19 protein-coding genes are annotated in these 18,750 nt (G+C 38.1%); 13 read left to right on the top strand and 6 right to left on the bottom strand.

What is annotated here, in order from left to right:
* Positions 1 to 356: 356 nt before the first annotated feature.
* From G0Q07_RS05655 to G0Q07_RS05635, 5 genes are all read right to left on the bottom strand, one after another.
* Positions 357 to 1,016 (bottom strand): response regulator transcription factor, encoded by a 660-nt coding sequence (locus G0Q07_RS05655; RefSeq protein WP_163345168.1) that lies wholly within the window; start codon positions 1,014 to 1,016, stop codon positions 357 to 359.
* Positions 1,009 to 1,800 (bottom strand): sensor histidine kinase, encoded by a 792-nt coding sequence (locus G0Q07_RS05650; RefSeq protein ID WP_163345167.1) that lies wholly within the window; start codon positions 1,798 to 1,800, stop codon positions 1,009 to 1,011. Before G0Q07_RS05650 ends, G0Q07_RS05655 begins: the two co-directional genes overlap by 8 nt.
* Positions 1,801 to 1,904: 104 nt before the next feature.
* Positions 1,905 to 2,549: a hypothetical protein gene (locus G0Q07_RS05645; RefSeq protein WP_163345166.1), complete on the bottom strand. Its 645-nt coding sequence runs from the start codon at positions 2,547 to 2,549 to the stop codon at positions 1,905 to 1,907.
* Positions 2,550 to 2,559: 10 nt separating this feature from the next.
* Entirely contained in the window at positions 2,560 to 3,219 is a 660-nt protein-coding gene (locus tag G0Q07_RS05640; RefSeq protein ID WP_163345165.1) for a hypothetical protein, read from the bottom strand.
* Between the two features lie 181 nt (positions 3,220 to 3,400).
* A complete protein-coding gene (locus G0Q07_RS05635; RefSeq protein WP_163345164.1) occupies positions 3,401 to 4,543 on the bottom strand; it encodes a hypothetical protein in 1,143 nt (380 codons plus the stop codon).
* 208 nt (positions 4,544 to 4,751) lie between these two features.
* Between G0Q07_RS05635 and ruvX the strand changes: the two genes are divergently transcribed.
* The 5 genes from ruvX (at position 4,752) to G0Q07_RS05610 (ending at position 11,068) form a co-directional block, all read left to right on the top strand.
* The gene (gene ruvX, locus G0Q07_RS05630) at positions 4,752 to 5,177 is read left to right on the top strand and encodes a Holliday junction resolvase RuvX (RefSeq protein ID WP_163345163.1); all 426 of its coding nucleotides are present in this window, start codon (positions 4,752 to 4,754) and stop codon (positions 5,175 to 5,177) included.
* A gap of 181 nt (positions 5,178 to 5,358) precedes the next feature.
* Positions 5,359 to 5,913, top strand: coding sequence for a peptide deformylase (gene def / locus G0Q07_RS05625; RefSeq protein WP_163345162.1), 555 nt, complete (start codon positions 5,359 to 5,361; stop codon positions 5,911 to 5,913).
* Positions 5,914 to 5,968: 55 nt separating this feature from the next.
* Positions 5,969 to 7,981: a ComEC/Rec2 family competence protein gene (locus tag G0Q07_RS05620; protein ID WP_163345161.1), complete on the top strand. Its 2,013-nt coding sequence runs from the start codon at positions 5,969 to 5,971 to the stop codon at positions 7,979 to 7,981.
* 289 nt (positions 7,982 to 8,270) lie between these two features.
* On the top strand, positions 8,271 to 9,605 hold the full coding sequence (trkA, locus tag G0Q07_RS05615; RefSeq protein ID WP_163345160.1) for a Trk system potassium transporter TrkA: 1,335 nt from the start codon (positions 8,271 to 8,273) through the stop codon (positions 9,603 to 9,605).
* A 17-nt stretch (positions 9,606 to 9,622) separates the two neighbouring features.
* A complete protein-coding gene (locus tag G0Q07_RS05610; protein ID WP_163345159.1) occupies positions 9,623 to 11,068 on the top strand; it encodes a TrkH family potassium uptake protein in 1,446 nt (481 codons plus the stop codon).
* Between the two features lie 6 nt (positions 11,069 to 11,074).
* Here the strand turns inward: G0Q07_RS05610 and G0Q07_RS05605 are convergent, their stop codons facing one another.
* Positions 11,075 to 11,689, bottom strand: a complete 615-nt coding sequence (locus G0Q07_RS05605; RefSeq protein ID WP_163345158.1) for an L-threonylcarbamoyladenylate synthase — start codon at positions 11,687 to 11,689, stop codon at positions 11,075 to 11,077.
* A 116-nt stretch (positions 11,690 to 11,805) separates the two neighbouring features.
* Between G0Q07_RS05605 and mnmD the strand changes: the two genes are divergently transcribed.
* The 8 genes from mnmD (at position 11,806) to G0Q07_RS05565 (ending at position 18,603) form a co-directional block, all read left to right on the top strand.
* Positions 11,806 to 12,471, top strand: coding sequence for a tRNA (5-methylaminomethyl-2-thiouridine)(34)-methyltransferase MnmD (mnmD, locus tag G0Q07_RS05600; protein WP_163345157.1), 666 nt, complete (start codon positions 11,806 to 11,808; stop codon positions 12,469 to 12,471).
* Positions 12,472 to 12,833: 362 nt separating this feature from the next.
* Positions 12,834 to 13,349: a plasmid pRiA4b ORF-3 family protein gene (locus G0Q07_RS05595; protein WP_163345156.1), complete on the top strand. Its 516-nt coding sequence runs from the start codon at positions 12,834 to 12,836 to the stop codon at positions 13,347 to 13,349.
* Positions 13,350 to 13,453: 104 nt separating this feature from the next.
* Positions 13,454 to 14,356: a tRNA (adenosine(37)-N6)-dimethylallyltransferase MiaA gene (gene miaA, locus G0Q07_RS05590; protein WP_163345155.1), complete on the top strand. Its 903-nt coding sequence runs from the start codon at positions 13,454 to 13,456 to the stop codon at positions 14,354 to 14,356.
* A 1-nt stretch (position 14,357) separates the two neighbouring features.
* Positions 14,358 to 14,810, top strand: a complete 453-nt coding sequence (locus tag G0Q07_RS05585) for an NUDIX domain-containing protein (protein ID WP_163345154.1) — start codon at positions 14,358 to 14,360, stop codon at positions 14,808 to 14,810.
* Positions 14,803 to 15,381, top strand: coding sequence for a D-sedoheptulose-7-phosphate isomerase (locus G0Q07_RS05580; RefSeq protein ID WP_163345153.1), 579 nt, complete (start codon positions 14,803 to 14,805; stop codon positions 15,379 to 15,381). The genes G0Q07_RS05585 and G0Q07_RS05580 overlap by 8 nt, the downstream gene beginning before the upstream one ends.
* Positions 15,374 to 15,859 (top strand): D-glycero-alpha-D-manno-heptose-1,7-bisphosphate 7-phosphatase, encoded by a 486-nt coding sequence (locus G0Q07_RS05575; protein ID WP_163345152.1) that lies wholly within the window; start codon positions 15,374 to 15,376, stop codon positions 15,857 to 15,859. The genes G0Q07_RS05580 and G0Q07_RS05575 overlap by 8 nt, the downstream gene beginning before the upstream one ends.
* A gap of 18 nt (positions 15,860 to 15,877) precedes the next feature.
* Complete coding sequence (locus G0Q07_RS05570; RefSeq protein WP_163345151.1) at positions 15,878 to 18,094, top strand: RelA/SpoT family protein; 2,217 nt, start codon at positions 15,878 to 15,880, stop codon at positions 18,092 to 18,094.
* Between the two features lie 65 nt (positions 18,095 to 18,159).
* Positions 18,160 to 18,603, top strand: a complete 444-nt coding sequence (locus tag G0Q07_RS05565) for a Fur family transcriptional regulator (RefSeq protein WP_163345150.1) — start codon at positions 18,160 to 18,162, stop codon at positions 18,601 to 18,603.
* Positions 18,604 to 18,750: the final 147 nt, after the last annotated feature.

Here is an 18,750-nt window from a genome sequence, read left to right as displayed (position 1 = left end):
ATTATAAAGAGCTGCTCTTCGGAGTGGCTCTTTTTTTTGATCTAAAAGAAAAACCAAGTAGAATTACCTGGTTAAAATCGAGTAATTCTACGCTATTTTTTTTGATTTTTCTTTCCGAACTTTGTCATAACAACTAAAGGATACCATCAATGGAAATAAAGCGTAAAATAAATTCACATTCGTTAGACACATTCACATTCCTAACGCTTTTATCCGTTTTCTCTTTTCTTTTCTATTATTTTTTATCCTCTAACTTTCAACACAGTTCTACAATAAACACTGTCTCTTTTCCCTGAGTCACGGTGATAAAAAGTAAGAAGATGGGATCCAACAAGGAGCACAAATTGTGCTCCTTGTTATATTTTATAAAGATTGTTTTTTATGGCAAAGATGACTAGTCCTGCAATATTTTTGGTATTGGTTTTTTCAAGTAGATTATATTTATGGCCTTCAATAGTGCGTGCACTAAGACTAAGGTTTTCACCAATCTCCGTAGCCGTTAACTCTTCACAAATCAACTTTAAAACCTGATTTTCTCTTTTTGTGAGTTTTAGTTTTAACCCGGAATCTGTTGGTACATCTTTTTTAAATCCCTGCAAAACGGCTCCCGACAGACTGCCCGAAAAGAAGAAATCGTTTTTCATTACTTTTTTTATCGCCAGTTCTAACTCATCGGGCTCTGCATTTTTTAATAAATAACCATTTACTCCTTCGCCAACAAGATGAGCAACCAGTTGTGGGGTGTCCTCCATACTGAGTATTAAAATTCGTATATCAGGATAATTTTTCCGCAAATGTCCGGTTACTTCAACACCATCCATTTCGGGCATATTAATATCGAGTAGTACCAACTCGGGTTCTTTTTCCAGTTTCTCAAGCAACTCCAACAACTCGTTTCCGTTTCCGGCCTCATAGATATTCCCGACAATTTCAAAATCGTCTAACAAGGCGACCATACCTTTTCTGAAAAGCTTATGGTCATCCGTAACTACGATATCAACTTTTGTATCATTCATCAACTTGCAGAGCTATAATTGCCCGGGTTCCTTTTCCCGGAAATGATTTCATTTTAAATTTTGCGTGTGCCATTTCAGAGCGACTTTCCAGATTTCTTAATCCTAATCCCGTTTGCATTTTCTCTTCCATAAAAAACCCTTTACCATCATCTTCAACTACAAGAGCTACATTTTGTTGTGAAAAACGAATATTAATTGCAATTCGACCTGCTTCTGCGTGTTTAATGGCATTATTAACCAATTCCTGAACAATACGAAAAACAGCCAATTCCTGCTTACTTTCAAAACGAAATTGCTCTCCGCTTTTCCAGCATTCAATAACTAATTGGTCTGATTTATTTACCCAGTTTGCCAACTCTTCTAATGCAAAGTACAATCCCAGTTTTTCAAGTGAAGGAGGTAATAATGAACGAGAAATGCGACGTACCTGAAGTATTACATCGTCGAGGTAGGCTTTGGTTTCGTTCGCCAATTCTTTTGTCCTCTCTGCTTCTGCTTTTTTTTCAATTCTTCCCACAGTTAATTTTACCACCGAAAGCATGGCCCCAACCTCATCGTGCAAATCGCGGGCAATACGTTTACGCTCATTTTCCTGAGCCTGAATGGTATTTTTAATAATTTCTTCTTGCTGATTGCGAACTACCCGATTTAACTCGAGCTGTTTATTTAGCAAGCGCTTCTGGTATGCAATAAAAAAGAAAAAGATACCGCCTGCTAATAAAAGCATTCCAATTGTACCAATTAAGTACACGAATAATAACTCTGAATTCCCGGTTCCTTCCACGATTCATATTTTAACAAATGCTAAATTAGTTAACAAAATTGAACTTTCTGTAAAATTTAGTCAATATTCGGACTTGCGGTTATGGCAACAACATATACTCTCCATTAAATAGGATCCAGCTTGCGATCGGCTTTCCAAAAACCAATGGCAATTAAAACATAAAACAATGTCATCAGCAAATCAGAATAGTACACCGTTATCTTTGAAAATTCCCTTGAATAATCAAGAATTAAGTTGAACAGCAAAGAGTAAAACAGGTTGCCTGCATAATAAATTAAAATAGCAAGATTTATATAAATCAATGGTTCTTTCCATAAATTTGGGATACGGGCTTCGGTCATCACCTTATAAAAAAACAAAATAGAAAAGCCAACAAGAATAATTTTACTAATGGACTGTGGCAATGCAGGATACTCATAAATTGATTGTAAGAATATGGTATTGACCAAGCAATAAAGTTCGAAAAGAATAATCAAAATAATCACCAAGCGTTTACGAAGAATATCTTCTAATATGAGCGAATAGAAAAGCCCAAGTATAAAAAACACAACCATTAAATACAAGAGTATTACAGGCATTGTGTTGGTAACTCCCAAATAAATGAATATACGAGTAACAATTTCTGTAATTGTACCAAATACTACAAAATAGAAAACCAACCGTAAAGCCTTGTTGAAATGACTAAAGCGATAAATGCCAATAAAAAAAGGTATCAAAATAGATACCCAATTAATCATTATGTATTTCAAAACTTCACTGTTATGAATTATAAATACTTCGCTCGTCGCAAAATGGAGGACAAATACCTGAACTATTATACTCTTCAATATCATCGTCTCCACCACCATCTTCCACCGATTTTGGCATCTGATTAGAATCCGCACTTACCATCACATCCATGGTCTTTTTAATGCCCAATTCAATTTTCACCTTATCTCGGTTTTGCGTATTAAAAAGTTCGTGCAGTTCGAATTTGGTAAGCAAGTAAGCCTTTGGATAAATGTATTGCCGAAAAGCTGCTCCTTCATGCGTTTCATCTAATTCTCCGGCTCGCCATTGACGATATAATCGAACGCTTTTTATAACAGCATCTGTATTATTTGTGAAGTCCTCGTTTACTTTATTGAGTTTAAAAACAGGGGTTTCGTAATCGGCATAAACATCTCCACTACCAAGAAGAAATGCAGAAACAGCAAAAGCACAAAGTACATATCTATCACCATCCTTATCAGTTTCCAGCCCCAGGTAAACCCGCAGGCGGTTTTCATTATCTCCTATCAATGATTTATAGGTTTCTTTTTGCAGGATGATTGGAGACAGCTTCAAGTTAAAGGTTTTTTCTGACTCTTCTTTAAAATTATTTTTCCAGTTTTCTGCTTTTTTAGCCGGGAGTTGATCTCGTTTTAATTTAATAGCCATAACCATTGTATTTGGATGATTAAAAATAGACAAAATGTTTGACAAAAAAACAGATTCAATAACATATTCTCAAAATAGAAATGTCAAAAACCTTCTTTGCCTGGCAACAAAAAAACTGCCCGCCAAATAATAGATGGCGGGCAGTGCTGTAAAAACAGTATTAAATCAAGGTCTAGTCTCCTTAGTAAGGCTCATAATAATAATCGTTATCGTAGCCCTGATTGTAATAATTGTCGTCGTATGCGTAATACCGGTCGGGGTAATGCACCAGGTTAAAACCATATGCCGAAGATTCAAAGAACAAGTTTCCAACTCTGAAATATAAGTAACCATTTATATGAACTTGCTCGTAACCATATGGCAATCGTTCAAATGTGAACCCAAATGGCAGATTAACCAACACATAACCTATTCCTCTTTGGTGACGGAAAAAGTGACCATCGTAGCAATAGTACCGATTATGGTTGTGCATAAACACTGTGGGACGATAAACAAACTTACGAATTACATGACCGTAATGGTTATTGTAATAATAATGCTTGTGATAGCGATATGAGTACGGGTGGTATCCTCCGTAATAATCGCTCCAGCTGTTGTGGTTCCAACGATAGTGCTCCCAACTACGATCCCAATGGTTTTTATTACGGTAGTTGTAATTTGAATAATACTTCCGGTCGCGGTGGTTGTAGTTCATTGCTTTTGAGCGGTTTCGACTACTCCACTTCTGGTTTTTCCCCCGATAACTATTATTCGGTCTATACCGTTTGTCTTTTGTATCTACATTGTAATAACGGCGAGCTTTTTCAACCCTGTTTCCCGAAGTTCGTCTTCCGGATGAAACCGCCGGCCCCGATTTATTTGTATTTATCTTCGCTCTCGATGATTGTCTGTTTACATTTCCATTTCTGGTTTTGTTTGCCCTTTGGGGTTGGCTTTTTCTGTAAACGTTACTTGAAGACCTGGACGATTTTTGTTGCGATTTATAATTGCTATTCGAACTACGTTTACGCTGAACATCGCGATTTACCGATCTTGAATCGTTAAATTTCCTGTTGCCTGAACGAACATTGGCACTGTTACGGCGCGTAGTTGTTTTAGGCGTTGATCGTACAGCTCTATCAGAGCTTTTTGGTGTTGACTGCCGATAAGTTTTAGAGGCACTTTTTGTTTTCACCTCTGTCCTGCTGTTCCTTCTCGGAGCTTCCCTTTTTTCTGTTCCTCGTTGTGTTCCCCTGCGCTGAGCCTGGGCCGGAACTATTGTAATTAGTGTAATTGCCGCCAGAGTAATAATCGTGGCAAACAATCTGAATGTCGTTGTTTTCATGACAATAAATTTTAAAATTCAACAATTTGTTTGCGATGCTCTGTTGGCGCCAAAATAAAAATCGATATCTGCCTTTGTAATTGCAAAGCCTGTGCCAAAAAAGCAGCATGCAGAAAGAACAAAAGTTACAACACCTAAACGACAGGCTTTTAAGCACTTTTTTTTCTAAGCAATTCTCTCTACTTTTGCCGCGATTTTTATTTAAACTATGCCGCGCATATTATCAATAGATTACGGAAAAAAACGAATAGGATTGGCAGTTACCGATCCGGGGCAGATTATTGCCAGTCGTTTAACCACAATTCCAACACACACCATTTGGGATTTTCTGAAAGATTATTTCGAAACGGAAGAGGTGGAGTCGGTGGTTGTGGGATATCCCAAACAAATGAACAACCAGGCGTCTGAGTCTGTTAGATTTATCAATCCGTTTTTAAAAAAGTTTCAGCAAATATATCCTGATATGAAGCTGGAGATTTACGACGAACGTTTTACATCGAAAATTGCTTTTCAGACAATGATTGATGGCGGACTAAAAAAACAAAAACGGCAAGACAAAGCGTTGGTTGATGCGATAAGCGCAACCATTATTTTACAGAATTATTTAGAACAAAAACGCAACTCTAGATTATGAAACGAGCCTGTTTAATCTATGCTCAAAGAATGAGAAGATTGTTACGCAGTGAGGCGAGTTGCAATTGAAGATAAAAGAATAACGAATGAAACTACCACGACAAGAGTTTTGCCACATACGCACACAATTCATATCGTGGGAATTCCTTCTTATACCTTAATGGATAAACAATTATAATAAGATGAAATACCCGGTAACAGTATATGGCGACCCTTTATTGAGAAAGAAGGCCAAAACAATTAAAAAGGATCATCCCAAACTTGATGAAATAATTGAGAATATGTGGGAAACCATGTACTTCTCTGATGGTGTTGGCCTGGCAGCTCCTCAGGTTGGAATGTCGATTCGTATGTTTGTAATCGATGCATCATCGGGTGCCGACGAAGAACCGGAACTGGAGGGTTTTAAAAAAGTTTTTATCAATCCGGAGATTATTGAAACCAAAGGCGAAGAATGGACAATGAACGAAGGATGTTTGAGCTTGCCTGAAATCAGAGAAGATGTTGAACGTCCCGATGAGGTGACAATTAAATACCAGGACGAAAATTTTGTTGAACACATTGAAACGCACAAAGGATTTGCCGGGCGTGTAATCCAGCATGAGTACGATCATTTGGAGGGAATTCTGTTCGTCGATTATTTGTCGCCTTTACGCAAACGCTTATTAAAAAGCAGGCTAATTGCCATTTCAAAAGGAAAAGTTCGGCCACATTACCGGATAAAAGTTCCAAAATAAATGTAACCTTTTCAAAAAAACCTTCGTTTAAAGGCTAATTCTTCAAGCATAGGTTTTGGAAAATACATTTAAAAACATACCCTTCTTACGAATTACAGTCGCTTTTGCCACAGGCATTTATCTTGCTTCCGTATTAGCCTTAAATGCTACCGTTCTAATTTATTTAGCGTTTGGTATAACCGGATGTTTGGTTCTGATTCACAAATACTATAACTATTATCTTTCTCCGCTTTTTGGGATAATAGCCTTTATGCTGATCGCGTTATCAGGAGCCATCACTTACGAACAATACAACAACGTTTCTACTCCGCAAACAAACGGGTTGATGGCTGCTACTGTACTGGAAACACCTCAGGAAAAAACCAACTCTTACAAAAGCCTACTCCTTTTACATTCAATAAAAACAGAAGATACACTGATTGGCACACGAGAAAAGATACTGGTTTATTTTGAAAAAGCTGAAAACATTAAACAATTGAAACCGGGTAGCCAGATTATTTTTGAGCAATCGCCCGAGCTGATTGAAAACCGGGGAAATCCCCACGAATTTGATTACAAAAAATACCTGGAGAAGAAACACATTTTCCGACAGGTTTATTTAAAAACTGAAAACTGGAATTTAACCGGGTACATAAACAACGCTCCTCTTATATGGGCCGAAACAATTCGTAACAAACTACTAAAAATATACCGCGATCAGGAAATCGGAACGCAGGAAACTGAGATTCTTTCGGCGCTTACACTTGGCTACAAACGCCAGCTTGACCGGGAGACAAAACGTGTATTCTCTTCAGCTGGAGCCATGCATGTACTGGCCGTTTCAGGATTGCATGTCGGTATACTTTTCTTTACTTTTTCATTCTGCTTTGGGTTCCTGCAAAAACACAGAACTGGCCGGTTTATTTACGTATTACTTTCCATTGGTTTTTTGTGGTGCTACGCTTTTATAACCGGCTTGTCACCTTCCGTTTTGCGGGCATGCACCATGTTCAGCCTGATAATTATTGCCGGCAATATTAACCGAAGAGCCAACATCTACAACACGCTTGCTGCTTCAGCATGTTTACTTTTATTGGTAAATCCGAATAATCTTTTCGAGGTAGGCTTTCAACTTTCTTACACGGCCGTTTTTGGTATTGTTTTTCTGCAACCACGAATTGCCGGACTATGGCACATAAAAAATAAAGTTGGTTTATTTTTCTGGAATTTGATTACCGTTTCAATTGCGGCCCAAATAGCCACATTTCCGCTATCTGCCTATTATTTTAACCAATTTCCAACCTACTTTTTATTAAGCAATATTGTTGTTATTCCGGCAGCCATGCTACTCATCCCTCTTGGGCTGGGTTTGTTGGCCTTTTCACAAATACCTCTATTGGCTAATCTTATTTCAGCCGCAGTAAAATGGATTATAAAAGGAGTATACTTTGTGCTATCGTCTATCGAATCATTTCCAATATCAACACCCGACGTTGTGCTGCATATGCCTGAGCTGCTTCTTGTATCCGCCATTCTGTTTTCCATCTTCTTATTTCTGAATTCTCGGCGAGCCTTGTTTCTAAAGTCAGCCATTTCGTTTGGAGTGCTACTGGCTTCGTTAATTCTGTTTTCAGGGTATAAACAAATAAATCAGCACGAAATAATTGTGCTAAACTCAAAAGAACCAGTGGCTTGTTTTATTGCAGCAAACAAAATGTATGTAATTTCAGAAGACACTCTTTCGGTTGATGATTACAACTTTAGCTCAGTGCAAGACATAAAACGTCAGAAACGTTTAGCAGACGCCATTTATTTAACCGCTGGAGCCACATACCGCGATGATTTTCTTTTGATCGACAAAGGACTAGCTATATTTGAAGGGAAAAATATTTTATTAAAACCCCATAATATTCCAGCTACAAACAAGATAGTGCCAGACATAATCGTTAGTAGTCGAACAAATATTGGCAAAGAATTAGTTCCTGAAGATTGCTGCTATATAAAATACTATCCCGACCGGGATATGTCTTCTCTCAATAAAAACCAACACATTCTTTCAGTTCAAGGAGCATTTACTACCGCTTGGTAGACGTACAATCCAGATCAAAACAGCCTTTCTTTCGCTGTATTTGAGTTGAAAAAGAATTTGGATAATTCTTACAATTTACTGTACGCATTTTGTAATTTAGAATGTTAATTTAATGGTGGAAGCGAGAAATAATAAAGAGTTTTCCGTGGAGTTTAAGAACAGAATGCATTATTTTGCTTCATTAAATAATACAGACAGGTGAAACGCGCATGCATTTTTTTTGCATAGAGAATAGACATTTAGAAGCGAGTTCCATCGAATACTTTTGATAATTAACAATTATAATCAGATGAAAGTTGTTATAGCAGGTGCAGGTGAAGTAGGAACACATTTGGCGAGAATGTTAACCAATGAAAACCATGACATCACCTTACTGGATGATTCTCCTGAGAAACTAGCGAAGATAAGTGGTGAGGTAGACCTGATGACAATTCCGGGATCGGCTCATTCCTTTCAGGATTTAAAAAGTACAGACCTGGCAAAATCCGATTTATTTATAGCAGTTACCCCATTTGAGGAGCGGAACGTTCTTGCCTGTTCAATGGCATCGTACCTGGGCGTAAACCGTACAATTGCACGAATAAACAACTCGGAATACCTTCAGGAAAGATATAGGGCAAAGCTTAGCAACCTGGGAATTAACGAACTGATTTACCCTGAAAGTCTGGCAGCAAAAGAAATTGTTGCATCGGTAAAACAAACAGCTACTCGTCAGTTAATCGAGTTTTCAAACGGAAAACTCATCATGATGGGAATTAAAGTGCGCGAAAATGCACCCATTCTCAATAAAACTTTTGAAGAGTTATCGCAAGAAAACCAGCATTTATTAGTGGTGGCAATTAACCGCGACAACGAAACCATCATCCCAAATGGTACTGATTTTGTAAAAAATGGTGACATTGTATTTTTTGTTACCACTCCGGCCGAGCAAAACAATGTTTACGAATTAACCGGCAAAAAACTTTTTGAGGTTAAAAACATTATGTTTTTAGGAGGTAGCCGAATTGCCCAAAAAGCAATTGAAAAACTGGGAGAAAACTACCGGATAAAAATTATTGAAGGCGACCGTAAAAAATGTGAAAAAATTGCTGACAAATATGAAAACGTGCTGGTAATTAATGGCGATGGCCGAAACCTGAATTTGTTGCGGGAAGAAGGAATTGAAAAAATGGATGCTTTTGTGGCAACCACCGGAAATTCAGAAACCAATATTCTAGGCTGTCACCTGGCAAAAACATACGGTGTTCGCAGAACTGTTGCCGAGGTTGAAAACTTAGCCTATATGAACCTTGCCGACAATATGGATATTGGTAGTATTTTTAATAAAAAACTTATTGCTGCCGGTTATATCTACCGTTTTACACTTAATGCCGAGATCTCGAAAGTAAAATGCTTAACGGCTTCCGATGCCGAAGTTTTTGAGTTCATTGCTAAACCGGGTGCTAAAATCACACAAAAATCCATAAAAGATCTTGACTTCCCGGAGGAAGCAAAAATTGGAGGAGTGATTCGTGGAAACATGGGCTACATCGCACACGGCTATACTCAAATTCAGGAAGGCGATAAAGTCGTTGTATTCACCCTGCCTTCAGGCATAAAAAAGCTGGAGAAATTCTTTAAATAAGGACAAACTACCAGAGAATGAATCTTAAAATCATATTCAGAGTACTTGGGTTTTTATTATTTGTTGAGGGGATTGCCATGGGCATTGCTCTTCTGGTTGCTCTGATTTATGGTGAGCCCGATGTCACAGCATTCTTAATTTCTGCCGGAATAAGCCTGGCAATTGGAGGACTAATTGTTGCCGGTACCTCAAAAGCCAAAAAAGACATTGGCAAACGCGAAGGATTTATAATCGTATCAATGGTTTGGATTGTGTTTTCATTTTTTGGAAGCTTACCTTATTTAATAAGTGGTTCCATTCCCAATTTTACCGATGCATTTTTCGAAACCATTTCCGGTTTTACAACAACAGGCTCATCCATTTTAAACGATATTGAGGCGCTTCCCCATGGCATATTGTTCTGGAGAAGTATCACCCAATGGCTGGGAGGCATGGGAATTATTGTTTTATCGCTGGCTATTTTGCCGGTATTTGGAATCGGTGGCATGCAGTTATTTATGGCTGAAGTTCCGGGGCCAACACCCGACAAAATCAGCCCCAGAATTAAACAAACGGCAAAAACACTTTGGGTAATTTATCTGGCATTTACGGTGGCCGAAACGCTGTTATTATGGGTCGGAGGAATGACATTTTTCGACTCCATTTGTCATTCGTTTACCACCATGGCTACCGGAGGATTCTCAACAAAACAGGCAAGTATTGCTCACTGGCCATCACCATTTATTCAGTATGTAATTATTCTTTTTATGTTCCTTGCCGGAACCAACTTCACCCTCTCTTATTTTGCTATAAAAGGCAAATTTTCGGTGGCTTTTAAGGATGAAGAGTTTAAATATTACAGCTTTTTCACACTTGGATTTACAGCCCTTATTTTTATTGGCTTATTAATTTCTACTGAATTTGGCGTTGAAAAAGCATTTCGCGATTCATTATTCCAGGTACTCACAATAATAACAACTACCGGATACGCCACGGCTGATTATCTTACATGGCCTCCGGTTTTAACCATGCTCATCTTTGTACTCTTCTTTTTTGGAGGTTCTGCAGGATCAACCGGTGGAGGAATAAAGATTATGCGAATTGTTGTTTTGCTGAAAAACGGCTACTACGAACTAAAACGTTTGGTTCACCCCAATGCCATTATTCCCGTTCGGTTTAACAAACATTCTGTCGACCCGAAAATCGTAACTAACGTGCTGGCATTCTTTATGATCTACTTTGTAATATTTGCAATCAGCACGGTTGTTTTCACATTAATTGAACCCGATATGGAATCGTCGATGGGTGCCGTTGCTACCTGCTTAGGAAATATCGGACCTGGCCTAGGAACAGTTGGACCAGCAGAAAATTTCTACCACATCAAACCAATCGGGAAATGGTTTTTATCATTTCTGATGCTGCTTGGCCGCCTGGAGCTGTTTACTGTTTTGGTACTTTTCTCGCCATCATTCTGGAAAGAATAAAAGAATTTAAAATTCCAATTCACCTTTACCCTGCCGTACCAAAGTTGGTTCGTCTGATGTGCAATCAACAATTGTTGAAGGAATTAACTCTCCAAAACCACCATCAACAACAATTTCAGCCAGTTCCGCAAATTTTTCATGTATCAATTCCGGATCAGTTGTATATTCACGAATCTCATCATCATCGTGTACCGACGATGAAAGAATTGGGTTTCCCAACTCGCGAACGATTTCGCGAATGATATTATTATCAGGAATACGGATTCCCACGGTCTTTTTTTTCCCTTTAAAATACCGGGGTACTTTATTATTAGCATTCAGGATAAAGGTAAACGGACCGGGCAGATTTTTGCGAATAAGTTTAAAAATGTGGCTGGGTATTGGTTTGGTGTAGTCCGACAAATGGCTAAAATCGCTACAAATAAACGAGAAATTGTTTTTCTCCACCTGAATTCCTTTAAAACGAGCCACCTTTTCAACCGCCTTTTGGTTGGTAATGTCGCAGCCAATACCATAAACCGTATCGGTTGGGTACACAATAACTCCGCCACCACGTAAAACATCTACAACTTTTCGAACATCGCGGGGATTTGGATTTTCATTGTATAAGCGCAACAACATAGTTTTTCCTATTTTTGGTCGATAAAATTAGTTTTTTAAGTTATATAAGCTGCATTTCTGTTGCTTTTTAGCTTAATACTCAATTACAGCATAATAATTTAGGGCAGCTACAAGTCATGGAAAGAAAGATTATAAACACCGGTGATGGATCAAAAACCCTGTTTATTCCCCAAATGGATGAACAATACCACTCGGTTAATGGTGCTATTACCGAATCGGAATACGTTTACCTTGAAAAAGGATACCGGCACAATAAAGCACCCGAGCCGGTAATTCTGGAAATTGGTTTTGGAACAGGGTTAAATGCACTGCTAACAGCTATTGAAGCAGAAAACAAAAAGCGGAAAACTACTTTTATTTCGTTGGAAAAATATCCGCTGGAATCAGCAGAAATACAACAACTGAACTATGGAAATATGATTTCGGAGCGAGCAGAGGAACTTTTTTCAGCTTTACACCAATGTGAGTGGAACCGTAAAATAAACATTTCGCCGTATTTCGATTTACTAAAACTAAAAACCGACCTCACCCAATTTTCTTTTGAAAAAATTCCACCGCTTGATGTAATCTATTTTGATGCATTTGGACCTGACAAACAACCAGAGATGTGGAACGAAGAAATTTTCAGGAAAATTTTTGAAATAAGCAACTCTAAGGCAAACCTTATTACTTATACCTCCAAAGGCGAGATTCGTCGAAGAATGCAACGATCGGGCTATATTTCCGAACGACTTCCTGGTCCTCCGGGAAAAAGACACATGCTTCGGGCAACACGGCCATAATGAAAAAATATTAAACTTTCAGTCAGCTTCACATCTGCAAATAACTGAACTACTGCCCATTAAACAACATTATTCCTATTTATTTGATAAGACGAACAACAAACACGAATGTTCGATTTTTCCTAACTTAATATTTTTTAACATTTTTTAATTTCACGATATTCACTTTCGCATAATTGTCAATTTTTTGTCGGAAAACACCTCTAAAAAGGTTAAATATCAACCTTTTGACATTTTGTTAAGAAATATCCAAATGTCAGAATAAGACCTTTTTCATAGATAATTTCAATTTATTCTGATTCCAAAACTTTGGATTTTGTAAAAATTCCTGTAAAATTTGAACTTCATTCAAGGTGAAATTTATGATATATCAGTTTCAAATCGTTTCACAAGAGGCCCAAAACTTCCGTTTGGAAGTTGCTCTGGATGAAAAACATTCATTTTTCGATTTTCATAGTATTATACAGAAAAGTGTTGGTTTTGAGTCACACCAACTGGCATCATTCTTCTTGTCGAATAAGCGCTGGAGAAAGCTGGTTGAGATTTCGATGTTAGACTTAGGTATAAATGGAGCAGCATTTTACATTATGCAAAAAACAAAGTTAAGCGACTTGCTGCAAAATAAGGGACAAAATCTCATTTATACATTCGATTTTTTGAACGACAGGTCTTTTTTTATAGAACTAAGTGGAATAATTATGGAAAAAAATCTTAATGAGCCATTAGTCGCTTTAAAACAAGGCGATTCCCCCGTTCAGGTTTTAGGAGAAGAAAAATTTGAACTTGAAACTGGGTCAATCCAGGAAGAAGAAGTTTATATGGATTTTGGAGAACTCGAAGATTACACTGAAATCTTTGGCGAAATGGACGATTTCTGATCACGAAAGACGACTGTTTAATCCATGTTTAAAAAAATTCCAAGACTGTTCATTATTTTGAACAGTCTTTTTTTTGTCATTAATTTGCCAAAAATCATGCATTCATGCCAAAAACGCTTGTTGTAATTACCGGCCCTACCGGAATTGGAAAAACGGAAGTGAGCATTAAAGTTGCCCAGCAATTTAATTCCGAAATAGTATCGGCCGACTCCCGACAGATTTTTAAAGAATTGTGTATCGGAACCGCCGTTCCTTCGAATGAAGAACTAGCTGCCGTTCCGCATCATTTTATACAAAGCCACTCGGTTGAAGAAAACTACAATGCCAGCCGATATGAAACGGAAGCGCTAAAACTAATCAGCGAGCTTTTTCAACAAAATGATGTTCTTTTGATGGTGGGCGGATCAATGTTGTATATAGATGCCATTTGTAAAGGAATAGACATTATGCCCGATGCCGATCCGGAAATTCGTGCGTCGCTAAAAAAACAACTGGAAAAAGAAGGATTAGAAAGTCTGCGCCTGCAGCTAAAAACGCTCGACCCGGAATACTATAAAAAAGTAGATCTGAAAAATCCCAACCGAATAATTCACGCCCTGGAAATTAGCATCCAAACCGGCAAACCTTATTCTTCGTTTCGATCCGACACACCAAAAGAACGACCTTTTAACATTATAAAAATTGCTTTAAACTGCGATCGTGAAATACTTCACAAGCGAATAAATTTAAGAGTAGATAAAATGATGGAGGCCGGACTGGAAGCAGAAGCTCAAAGTGTATATCACAAAAAACATTTAAACTCTTTAAATACCGTTGGTTACCGGGAACTATTCGCTTTTTTTGATGGTGAGATTTCGCGCGAAAAAGCCGTTGAGCTCATAAAACGTAACTCGCGGCGTTATGCGCGCAAGCAAATTACATGGTTTCGTCGCGATGAAACAGTGAAGTGGTTTAAACCTAGCGAAACGGAACAAATTATTGCCTGGCTTGAATCACAAATCAATTGAAATGGGACAGTTTATTATTCGCGTTTACGGGTTGGTTATCAACAAAAAGAATGAGTTACTGATTTCTGATGAATTTGAATTGAATACAAAAATGACAAAGTTCCCGGGCGGTGGTCTGGAGTTTGGAGAAGGCTTGATTAATGGGTTAAAACGAGAGTTTGAAGAAGAATGTAATGGGCAACAAATTGAAAACGTAAAACATTTTTACACCACCGACTTTTACCAAAAAGCACTGTTTTACGATGATGCCCAATTGATAAGCATTTACTATTTGGCAGACCTGAAACCGCCGTTAAAATTTATAATCTCGGAGTATGCATTTGACTTTAAAATTGACGCCGGCCAAACACAAAGCTTTCGTTGGGCAAAAATAAAAGACCTAAAAGTAGACGATATTACTTTCCCAATTGATAAATTTGTTCTGAATAAATTAAAAGCAATTTTTAATGAGTAACACGCTACAGCAAATTAAAGAACTTTCGGCAATTTGCAATCAGGTTGAGCAAAACGCACAACTTATTCAGGTTATCGACAACATAGCCAACACGATTATAAAAGCTTATATAAACGGGAACAAAACATTTTTTTGCGGCAACGGAGGGAGCTCGGCAGAAGCACAACACCTGGCAGCCGAATTGTCTGGCCGGTTTAAGCTGGAGCGCAAAGCTATTCCTGCTGAAGCATGCCACGTTAACTCTTCATTTGTTACAGCGGTTTCAAACGATTACGACTTTACAAAAGTTTACAGTCGCTATATCGAAGGCTTTGGGCAGCAAGGCGATATTCTGATTGGTTTATCAACTTCAGGAACTTCCAAAAATATTGTAAACGCTTTTCATGCAGCTCGGAGAAAAGGACTAACAACCGTTGCTTTAACCGGAGAAAATGGTGGCGATTTAAACGATTTGAGCGACCTGATTTTTAAAGTACCATCAGAAAATGTACCTCGAATTCAGGAAATGCATCTGCTAATTGGCCATATCATCTGCGAAAAAGTTGAGCAATCGTTGTTCGAAAATGACTAGTCGCAGAAAAAATAAAGCCCTTTTTCTTGACCGCGATGGCACCATTAATGTAGAAAAGAACTATGTGTTCAGGATTGAAGATTTTGAATTTATTCCGGGCATTTTCGAACTTCTGAAAAAGTATTACGACAAGGGTTTTATGCTATTCATAGTTACCAATCAGAGTGGAATTGCACGAAAATATTATACCGGAGAGGATTTCATTCGTTTAAACAATTGGATGGTACAGCAATTTAAGTATCAGGGAATAGAAATTACAAAAGTTTATCACTGTCCTCATCATCCTGAAATTACAGGAAACTGCAATTGTAGAAAACCTGAACCGGGAATGATTTTACAGGCCATTCGTGAATTTAATATCGATCCTGTTAACTCAGTGTTGATAGGAGACAAAAAAAGAGATATTTTAGCTGGAGAGAAAGCAGGGATAGGAAAGAATTTATATATTCAAAACTTATTACAGACAGGTTTAGATTAAAGATCAGACAAAGGCAAAGTGCAACATTTTACAAAAGCAGAAATAAGGCATATTGAAGACCGCTACCAGGATTTTCTAAAGGTCATTAAAGATAAGTTTGATGAAGGGCGGCTGGCACGTATCGAGAAAGCATTTCGATTCTCGAATGCAGCGCACCATGGCATAAAACGCAAATCGGGCGAACCTTTTATTATTCACCCAATTGCTGTTGCGCGTATTGTTGCAGTAGATTTGGGCCTTGGAGCCACATCAATTGTTGCTGCCTTGTTACACGATGTTGTTGAAGATACCGACTATCGCTTATCGGACATTGAAAACATGTTTGGAATACGGGCTGCCAGAATCGTTGACGGGCTCACAAAACTTTCAGGCGACTTTGATACCAAACATGCACTGACGCTAAAGAAAATGTTGATGACCCTTTCAGACGATGTTAGGGTTATTCTGATAAAAATAGCCGATCGTTTGCACAACATGCGAACACTGGATTCGATGCCGGCGCACAAAAAAATTAAAATTGCAGGCGAAACACTTTTCCTTTATGTCCCACTGGCCCACCGGCTGGGTTTACATGCCATAAAAAGCGATCTGGAAGACCTGAGTTTTAAGCACAAACACCCCGAAGAGTACGAGCAAATTCAATACCTGTTGCACAATCAGGAAGAAAAACGAAACTACCTGATAAATGAATTCACCAAGCCCATAATCGATCAACTAAAGGAAGAAGGGATTGATTGTAAGGTAACGCACCGATTGAAAACCAGCTATTCCATTTGGCAAAAGATGCAAAAAAAGGCGGTGGCTTTTAACGAGGTTTACGATATTTTGGCCATTCGGATAATTGTTAACTCGAAAAAAGGAATATCTGAAAAACGACAATGTTTTGATGTGCTTTCGATAGTTACCGACATTTATAAACCCAAACCCGACCGGATTCGCGACTGGATTACTATGCCTAAAGCGAATGGTTACGAATCGTTACATGTTACCGTAATGGGACCTCAGGGAAATTGGGTAGAAATTCAAATCCGAACAGACAGAATGGATGATGTTGCCGAACACGGTTTTGCTGCTCACTATCGTTACAAAGATATTCGGAACTATGAAAATGAACTGGATCCGTGGATTGAACGAATACGCGAGTTGTTGCAAAGTCCCGATTCTGATGCTTTTGAATTTCTCGACGATTTTAAGCTCAACCTGTTTTCTTCGGAAATAAATGTATTTACGCCAAAAGGAGATATGTTCTCGTTGCCGTTGGGTTCAACGGTAGTCGATTTTGCCTACGAAATTCACACCGAGTTAGGCAATAAATGCATCGGTGCAAAAATCAACACCAAGCTCGTCCCCATCAGTCACATACTTGAAAATGGTGATCAAATAGAGATCCTGACTTCAGAAAACCAAACACCGAAACTGGAGTGGCTGAAATTCTCAGCATCGCCAAAAGCAAGAGGAAAAATTAAAAATGTTTTCAGGCTGGAGAAAAGCAAACATACCGACAAAGGCAAAGAAATTATTGAAACGCTTTTTAAGGAAATAAATGCACCACTAACATCGAACAACCTGAAAAAATTAACGGCTCACTTTAACCTAAACAACAAAGAACAGTTGTATTCCGAAATAGGTATGGGATTTTTGGAATTGAATGAGGTAAAAGATATTATCGGGAAAAAATCGGAAAGCAAGCTGGTAAAATACTGGAATATTACTTTTAGATCGGGCAACAAAAACAAAGATGAAGAAACTCCTGCCAACCAAAAGATCGATAAGAAAAAGCCATTTCTTTTAAAAGAAAACCAAGACAACATCAAATTTTCGCTCGCCAAATGCTGCAATCCTATTCCGGGAGAACCCGTTGTTGGTTATCTTACCAGTGATGACCATGTCATTATTCATAAAGTAAAATGCCGCGAGCTGGAGAAATTTATTGCCAACCAGGGCGAAAAAATCATTCAGGCCGAGTGGACAAAATTCAAACGCCAATCGTACCTTACCCGCTTAAATTTGCAGGGATTCGATCGCATGGGAATTGTAAACGAAGTAACAACGCTCATTTCAAAAGGGCATAACATCAACATGCGCTCAGTAAAATTTGAAACACACGATGGAATATTCACGGGCGATCTCTTCTTATACATCCACAACACCAACGATTTAAACAACTTAATCAACAAACTAAAAACGATTAAAGGGATCGATAGCGTAAATCGTGTAGAAAACCTCGAGGATTAATTTATATTCATTCTAAAAGAATAAAAAAAATTTCTATTTTTGGCCTATTTAAAATTGGTTTAATTATGAATAACCAGAAGACCAGAGAAACGGTGCGCAACATGTTTACGGAGTATCTTGAAAAGAACGGACATCGGAAAACACCCGAAAGGTTTGCTATTCTTGACGAGATTTATTGTCGCGAGGGGCATTTTGATATTGAGTCGTTATACATCTCAATGAAGAATAATAATTACCGGGTAAGTCGTGCAACACTCTATAACACTATCGATCTGTTGCTTGATTGCAAGCTGGTGGTTAAACATCAGTTTGGTAAAAACATAGCACAGTTTGAAAAGGCATTTGCAACACTTCAGCACGATCACCTGATCGACACAAGCAACGGAACGGTTGTAGAATTTTATGATCCGCGAATCCGCGAAATAATTGAAGATGCCTGTATCAAAAACGATTTTAAACTATCACACCACACGCTTTACATCTACGGGGAAAGCACAAAAAAAGAATAGAGTTGCTAATTCTTAATAGATTATAAAATAAATGCGGAGTGCTGGTATTTTTATTGTTCTGCATAAAATATTTAGTACTTTTAACTGCTTAATTTGAAGGCCGTGAAAGGTTAATCTTGAACGATTAAGTTTTCGCGGTTTTGTATG

Source organism: Draconibacterium halophilum (assembly GCF_010448835.1).
Taxonomy (GTDB): Bacteria; Bacteroidota; Bacteroidia; order Bacteroidales; family Prolixibacteraceae; genus Draconibacterium; species Draconibacterium halophilum.
Note: the sequence above shows the minus strand (reverse complement) of the source record. Positions and strands in the feature narration are given on the sequence as shown.